This is a genomic window from Nitriliruptor sp. (genome assembly GCF_040882075.1).
Taxonomy (GTDB): domain Bacteria; phylum Actinomycetota; class Nitriliruptoria; order Nitriliruptorales; family Nitriliruptoraceae; genus Nitriliruptor.
In genome coordinates this window covers 23,448-30,701 of record NZ_JBBEBZ010000078.1, presented here as the reverse complement: position 1 = coordinate 30,701, position 7,254 = coordinate 23,448, and the positions used below count along the sequence as shown (strand labels likewise).

Genomic DNA, 7,254 nt, shown 5'->3' with positions numbered 1-7,254 from the left:
ACCGACGCGATGGCGCGGTCGGGCGGTCGGGCCGACGCGGTGGCGCGATCGGGCGGTCGGGCCGACGCGGTGGCGCGATCGGGCGGTCGGGCGGTCGGGCGGTGGCACCAGCGCCCGGCCGACCCCGAACAGCTCCCGGTACGGTCCGAGCCCCCTCCGTCGTACCGAGACCCGGACCCACGTGACCACGACCGACGCCGCAACCACCGATCGTGCGGACCGTGTCGCCGAACGGCTCGCCGGGCCGGTCCTCGTCGCCGCGCTCGCCTCCATCCCGGCGACCTTCCTGACCCTCCTCGAGGGTGGGTGGAACACCACGGGCCAGGTGCTCAACACCGCCTCGGGGGTGGTCCTCGTGGCCGAGACCGTGGTGCTGCTGGTGGTCGCCGACGACAAGCGCGCCTGGCTGCGGAACAACCTCTGGTTGGTCGGCCTGACGATCGCGGTCGTCGTCGCGGTCGTGCTCGCGGTCGGGCCCGTGCAGTTGCTGCGGCTGGTGCGGACCGTCGGCGCGCTCCGGATCATCCGCGTCCGACGCATCTTCCGGGCGGGCGGCGTCGTCCGCGAACGGTGGGGCCACGACGCCCGCTGGGAGAAGCTCGCCACCGGCGCCGTGTCGCTGGTGGTCGCGGCGTTCGTGGCGGTCGTCCTCGCCGACCCCACGTCCCAGACCCGCCAGTTCCTGGAGGGTGCGACCGGACCGCTCGGCGTCTGGGCTGTCCTCCTCGCGGGGGCGATCGTTGCCGTCGCGACCTACGTGGTCCGGGCGAACCGCGAGCCCTGATGACAGTCGCTACCCCGCCGTCGCGATCGCGATCGGCCGCGGCGTCACGGCCCGCCCGCTCCGGCGTCGCACCTCGTCCGGCGTGACCGCCCCGCAGTCCACGGCTCGCTGGACGGCCCGTTCGAGCACGCGGACGGTCGCCGGCTCGTCCATCACCTCGCCCGTCGCATCGCCTGTGTCCCACGCCCGCAGCCGGTCGAGCGCATCGTCGAGGCCGCTGAGCACGTCGGCGAACACCGTCGAGTAACGGCTGACGAGGTGGGCGGGGTGCAGGTCCCAGCCCTGCACGAACCCGTGGCGCAGCGAGTGGCGGACGTCGGCGCTGTGCCGCGCCCACACCCGATGGACCTCGTCGGTCGAGTCGTCGGCGGGACGCATCGCGGTCGACCCGTCGGACAACCGGACCTCGGTCCCAGCGAACGTGACCTGGAGGACGTGCCGCGCGAAGTCCAGCGCGGGGTGATCGAGCCGCTGCGAGTCCGGCGGCAGCCCGAGCCCGGCCGAGTAGTCGTAGACCCCGACGTGGGCAGCCACCAGTCGACCGTCGGCGGCGTCGCGGAACCCACGCAGCGCGACCCGACCGTCGGGGCTGAGGACCGAGGGGGTGGTCTCGACCTGCAGCTCGAACCGCAGCGTCCGGGCCGGCAGGCCGTAGGCGTCCTCGAGCGCGGCGAGCACGCCGGTGAACGCCTCGACGTGCTGCCGGGCGACCACCTTCGGGAAGGTGACCACGAACCCCTCGGGCAGCTCGCCGGCGAGGTCGATGAGCGTCCCCACGAACCGGTCAAGCGTCTCGACGCTGCGCCGGGCCAACCCGTCGGTGAAGGACTTGACCCGGATCCCCACGAACGGTGGCGCGATGCCGTCGGTGATGGCCGCCGCCACCGATGCAGCCGCGGCGGTGACGTCGCGGACCTCGGTGTCGAGCGATCGATCGAGGTAGCCATCCTCGGCGTCGCACCGCAGGTCCTCGACCGGTTCGCGTCTGAGCTTGGCCGTGACCCGCTCGTGCACGCGGTCGGCGAGGTCAACGTCGAGGTCGAGCCCGCAGGCTGCCGCGAGCATCGGCCCGTCGGGTGCGTGCGCCTCGAGCAACCGGAGCGCTGCGGTGCCGTACCGGACGGCCGTGTCGGGCCGGACCTGGTCGAGCGGGACGTAGAGCACCTGGACCGGCTGACGCGTCGCCGGCGCGCCCGGCCACGCGCGGGCTGCCTCGCGGTCCGCCTCGTCGACCCCGGCGAGCAGCGAGGTGACCTCGTCGGGTCCGAGGGCGCCCGCGCTCACCAGCCGGGCTCCGAGGTGTGCCCGTCGCGGACGACGGTGCCCTCGATGACCCCGAACGGCCGGTCCGCGACGAGGAAGACGACGTTCGGGTTGTCGAGCCCGTAGGCCGACAGGTCGGCGAGGATGTGGTGCTCGTTGGGGAGCTGGAACCGGATCCAGGTCACCTCCGGCAGCGCGTCGATGACCGCCGCCCCCATCGCGTGGAGGGTGTGCTGGACCGACTCGCTGTCGTCGTGGGTCGCGAACCGTGCGAGCACCGTGGCCGGGACCTGCTCGGCGAGCGCCGCGTGGTCGACCGACGGCGAGGTGGTCCCCCACGTGATGTCCATCGTGGTGGCCATGATCCGGTCGCGGGTCGCAGGCAAGGTCGTGTACTGATCCTCGAGGTACCCCGAGAACGCCGACCCCGTGGTCTTCAGCACCCGCGCGCCGCGGACGCCGCCGGTGATGGTGGGCTCACCGCCCCGGTCCTGGGTGAGGGTCAGCACCCGTTGCCCGCCCGTCGCCGGGCGGAAGGTGTGGTCGTGCGGTGCGCCGTCGACCTCGACCCGTTCCCAGGGGTACACGAACACGCGGATCCACACCTTCGCGGTCGCGACCGACGCCTCGAGGAAGCGGTCGGCCAGCCGCTGCGCGTAGCCAGCGACCGAGTCGATGCCGTCGCGGGCCAGCGCGAAACAGGTGCCGCGCATCGTGTCGGTCGGCAGGACCGGAGCGTTGTCACCATCGGTGTGGACCGCGCCGAAGTCGCCGGCGAGCCGCACCTCGATCTCGAGGTCGGTGAAGGTGTGCCGGTCCCCGTCGCGGGCGACCGTCGCGAGCCGGATACCCGACTTGCCGTACCGGTTCGGACCCATGCGGGCCTCGCCATCGTGCTCGACGGTCGTCATCGGTCAGCTCCCACGGTAGGTGCTGTACCCGAACGGGCTCAGCAGGAGGGGGACGTGGTGGTGTTCGTCGGGCGCGGTGACGGCGAAGGTCACGATCACCTCGGGGAAGAAGCAGGTCACCCCCGAACGGTCGCAGTACCCGGCGGTCGCGAAGGTCAGCCGGTGGACCCCGGAGGTGAGCTCACCCTCGGTGACGAGGTCGCCGATGCGTCCGTCCCCGTCGGTGCGCCCCTCGGTGAGGACGGTCCACCCGTCGCCATCGGAGCGTTCGAGGGTCACCTCGACGCCGGTCGCCGGGACCCCCCGGCTGGTGTCGAGGACGTGCGTGGACAGGCTCACGGTCTGCTCCCAGGTCGATCGGTGGTGGTCAACGTCGTGGCGGGCCGCGGCTCACGCAGCAGCTTGTCGAGGCGGAGCACGGTGATCTGTCGCTGCTGCTCGGCGGCGACCTGCAGCTCGGCGGCATCGTCGTTGTCGAGCCGCTCGCGCAGCGCGGCCAGCATCTCCTCGGCGGAGCGGCCCGCGGCCCGGATCAGGAAGACGTGCCCGAACCGTTCCTCGTAGGCGCGGTTGCCCTCGGTGAGCGCGGCGAGGGTGTCCTCCTCCGCGGTCGCCGTCCCGGACTGCTCGCCGGCCGACCAGCGGGTGTGTCCAGCTGCCTCCGTCTCCGCCGAGGCAGCGACGCGCTCCCCGATGCGGGGGTGGGCGGAGAACGCCTCGAGCAGATCATCGTCGTCCAGGCCGGCGAACACCTCGTCGGCGTCGCGGAGCAGCCGCTCGGCCGAACCGAACGGTCGCCGGGCGGCGAGCTCCCGGGCCCAGCGCGTCGACCCACAGCAGGTCAGCAGGGCGGCCACGGCCAGCGCGTCGGCCGCGACATCCAGCACGGCGAGGCCGTGGCGCCGCCAGCCAGCTTCGCTGACCACGCCGAAGGCCCGGAGCCGGGCGACCCCGCCATCGGGCAACACGCGCAGCCGGAGGTGGGTCGCCTCGACCGGCTCCTCGACATCGAAGACGTGCCGCAGATGGGGCTGCAGCAGGGTCTCCGGCAGGATCGTGACCCACTCGGCGGCAGCACCGAGGAGGTCGCGAGGGGACGCCTCCGGCTGGTGGGTCGCCTCGATCACGATGCGGTCGGGGTAGTTCCCCTTGAAGTGGGTCGTGTCCACCTCGAGCCGTTCGACGGTGCCGGTCGTCGCGAGCTCGAGCACCGCGCGGTCCTCCCCCGGTCCACGGCGACGGCGCGTCTCCCACCCGTCGGCCATCGACCGGGCGTCCCCGACCATCACGAGGTTGTGCGGCGAGGAGAAGAACTCGTCGCTGCACGCCACCGCACGGCCGCCGTTGACCGCCGCTGCGAGGTCCAGCCGGCCGTCGCCGTCGGCCGCGCGGTGCAGGTCCGGCAGGCCGCGACCGAGGATCCGCAGCCGCGCCACGCCTCCGTCGGGGACGATGCTGAACCGGACGTGTGTGGCCCGGCGAGGCTGGTCGACCTCGAAGCGCTGGAGCGCGTCTCCACGCAACGACGTCCGGCCCACCAACGACAACCACCACACGTCCTCGGGCGGTGGGCCGCCCTCGCTGACGCAGCCCTCGAGCTCGAAGGCGTCCGGGAAGTTGCCGCGGAAGAACGCCGTGTCGACCACGACGGCGTCGACCACCCCCGGCACGCCGAGCCGGATCACGCACCGATCGACGCCCGGCAGATCCCGGCGTCGGCGGGTCTCCCACCCGTCCATCACCTTGCCGCGATCGCCGTACGCGTCGGCGTCGAAGCGTGGGTCGATCGGGTCGAGCAGGTTCTCCTTGGCGGCGAAGAACTCGTCGTCGGCCGACAGGACCATGCCTCCGAGCCGGCGTGCCGCCAGGTCGATGAGGCCGGTGAAGACGCCGCGCCGTTCGTCGACGCCGGTGGCTCCAGGAGCAGGATCGTTCACGCGTCACCTCGGGTCAGCAGCTGGCCGGAGGGTGGGCGTACCACGTCCGCGGCGTCGTGGCCCGCACCGTGGCTGGCCACGAGCCGGCCGCGCAGGTAGGTCGCGACCGCGCGACCGGTCAGCTCGCGGCCGTCGTAGGGCGAGACGGGGTGGCGGTGGTGCAGCGCAGCGACGTCGACGGTGAAGGTCAGGTCCGGGTCGAACACGACGAGGTCGGCGTCGGCACCGACCTCGAGCCGGCCCTTGCGGGTGAGGCCGGCCACCCGGGCGGGACCGGCGGCCATCCAGCGCGTGAGGTCGACCAGGTCGTGCCCACGACGGCGTGCCTCGGTCCACACCAGCGACGGCCCGAGCTGCAACGAGGAGATCCCACCCCACGCGTCGACGAAGCTGCCGGTGTCGGTGGCCTTGGTGTCCGCAGGAGCCGGCGAGTGATCCGAGACGATCGCGTCGATCGTGCCGTCGGCGAGGGCGGTCCAGAGCCGGTCGCGGTTGGCGCGGTCGCGGATCGGCGGGGCGCACTTGGCGCTGGTGGCACCGTCGGCGATCTCCTCCGCCGCCAGCGTCAGGTAGTGGGGGCAGGTCTCGACCGTCACCGCGACCCCCTCCTCCCGGGCCTCGGCGAGGAGGTCCAGCGCGTCAGCGGCCGACAGGTGCAGGACGTGCACACGTGCCCCGGTCGCCCGAGCGGCGGTGAGCAGCGCCGCGATCGCCCGACGCTCGGCCTCCGCTGGACGGCCGTCGAGCCAGGTGGCGTGCGCCCGTGGGTCCACCCCCGCGGCGAGGATCTGCGCGGTGGCAGCGGCGATCGTGTCCGGATCCTCGGCGTGGACGAGCAGCGTGGCGCCGACCGCGGCGACCCTGGCCGCGAGCGGTCCGAGCTCGGTGGGTGCGAAGTCGCCGTACTCGGGGACGCCGCTCGCGCAGGTGAAGACCTTGCAGCCGAAGACCCCGGCTGCGACGAGGTCGGGGAGGTGCGGCTCGCTCCCCGGCACGATCCCGCCCCAGAACCCGACGTCCACCGAGACCTGCGGGCCCGCCACCGCACGCTTCGCGCTCAGCGCGCGCGGGTCGATGGTCGGCGGCAGGCTGTTGAGCGGCATGTCGACGATGGTGGTGATCCCGGCGGCGGCAGCAGCCCGCGTGGCCGTGGCGAACCCCTCCCACTCGGTGCGGCCGGGCTCGTTGACGTGGACGTGGCTGTCGACGAACCCGGCGAGGACGGCCAGCTCACCCACGTCCTCCACCCGGGCCGAGGTCGGGAGCCGCCCCGGGTCGACGGTGTCGAGCACGTCGGTGATGCGGCCCCCCGAGACGACGACGGCACCCGGACGCTCGCCGCCGTCGGTGACGAGGCGACGGCTGATGAGGGCGAGATCGACGGGTTCCACGTGGCAGGACCCTCCCCGAACCCGTCCCACGATGTCAACCGTCGCCGGGTCAGCGCAGCTAGGGTCGGCCCGCTGCGCAGCCCGCAGCGGGAACCTTTCCGGGGAGGTCGTGAGCCACGTGAGCATCGCCCGCCCGACCGACCTCGATGGCGCCCTCGCGGCGATCGCCGAACGACCCGACGCCCACGTGCTGGCCGGCGGGACCGACCTCGTGGTCGAGGTCAACCTCGGCCACCGTCGCCCCGACGCCATCGTCGCGCTCCGCCGCGTCGAGGAGCTCCGGCGGCACGAGCTGACCGACACCCACCTCGAGCTCGGCGCCACCGTGACCTACGCGACCGTCGAACGCGACCTCGCCGAGCTGGCACCGGGGCTCGCCATGGCGGCCCGCACCGTCGGATCGCCCCAGATCCGCAACGCCGGCACGATCGGCGGCAACGTCGGTACCTCGTCACCGGCGGGCGACACCCTGCCCTGGCTGCGGGCGCTCGACGCCGAGGTGGTGCTCGTCTCGGCGGCCGACGGTGAGCGGATCGTGCCGCTCGCCGACTTCATCACCGGGCCCAAGCGGACCATCCGTCGAGACGACGAGCTGATCCGCGCCGTCCGCGTGCCCCGGGTGGCGGGGCCCCAGCACGTCGCCAAGATCGGCACGCGCAACGCCATGGTCATCGCGGTCGCCTCGCTGGCGATCGTCGTGGACACCGATGCCCGCCGGGTGCGCGTGGGCCTCGGGTCGGTCGGTCCGGTACCGCTGCGGGCGACGGCCGCCGAGGACCTCGTCAGCGACGCGCTCGACTGGGATGCGCTGACCTGCGACGCCGACACGGTGACCGCGTTCGCGCGGGCGTGCTCGGAGGCCAGCACCCCCATCGACGACCACCGCAGCACCGCCGCCTACCGCCGCCACGCCGTCGGTGTCCTGGCGGCTCGCAGCCTCAGGAGGTGCCTGTCGTGACGACCCCGCC

At 73.5% G+C, this 7,254-nt stretch carries 7 protein-coding genes; 2 read left to right on the top strand and 5 right to left on the bottom strand.

Annotated elements, in window-relative coordinates; all coding sequences use genetic code 11:
• The first annotated feature begins 181 nt into the window (after positions 1–181).
• On the top strand, positions 182–784 hold the full coding sequence (locus WEB03_RS04160; protein ID WP_368069709.1) for a hypothetical protein: 603 nt from the start codon (positions 182–184) through the stop codon (positions 782–784).
• A gap of 9 nt (positions 785–793) precedes the next feature.
• On the opposite strand, the gene WEB03_RS04155 is transcribed toward WEB03_RS04160, so the two are convergent.
• Genes WEB03_RS04155 through allB form a run of 5 tightly spaced genes read right to left on the bottom strand, consistent with a single transcriptional unit; the run spans position 794 to position 6,286 of the window.
• Positions 794–2,068: an aldolase gene (locus WEB03_RS04155; protein WP_368069708.1), complete on the bottom strand. Its 1,275-nt coding sequence runs from the start codon at positions 2,066–2,068 to the stop codon at positions 794–796.
• Complete coding sequence (pucL, locus tag WEB03_RS04150) at positions 2,065–2,958, bottom strand: factor-independent urate hydroxylase (protein WP_368069707.1); 894 nt, start codon at positions 2,956–2,958, stop codon at positions 2,065–2,067. The genes WEB03_RS04155 and pucL overlap by 4 nt, the downstream gene beginning before the upstream one ends.
• Before the next feature lie 3 nt (positions 2,959–2,961).
• Positions 2,962–3,297: a hydroxyisourate hydrolase gene (uraH, locus tag WEB03_RS04145; protein WP_368069706.1), complete on the bottom strand. Its 336-nt coding sequence runs from the start codon at positions 3,295–3,297 to the stop codon at positions 2,962–2,964.
• A complete protein-coding gene (gene alc / locus WEB03_RS04140) occupies positions 3,294–4,895 on the bottom strand; it encodes an allantoicase (protein ID WP_368069705.1) in 1,602 nt (533 codons plus the stop codon). The genes uraH and alc overlap by 4 nt, the downstream gene beginning before the upstream one ends.
• Positions 4,892–6,286: an allantoinase AllB gene (gene allB, locus WEB03_RS04135; RefSeq protein ID WP_368069704.1), complete on the bottom strand. Its 1,395-nt coding sequence runs from the start codon at positions 6,284–6,286 to the stop codon at positions 4,892–4,894. Before allB ends, alc begins: the two co-directional genes overlap by 4 nt.
• A 118-nt stretch (positions 6,287–6,404) precedes the next feature.
• On the opposite strand from allB, the gene WEB03_RS04130 reads away from it, so the two are divergent.
• The gene (locus tag WEB03_RS04130; protein WP_368069703.1) at positions 6,405–7,244 is read left to right on the top strand and encodes a xanthine dehydrogenase family protein subunit M; all 840 of its coding nucleotides are present in this window, start codon (positions 6,405–6,407) and stop codon (positions 7,242–7,244) included.
• The last annotated feature ends 10 nt before the right edge of the window (positions 7,245–7,254 follow it).

Bases quoted from the DNA above. Each gene is read 5' to 3' on its own strand.
- pucL (WP_368069707.1), bottom strand. From the start codon at position 2,958: ATGACGACCGTCGAGCACGATGGCGAGGCCCGCATGGGTCCGAACCGG.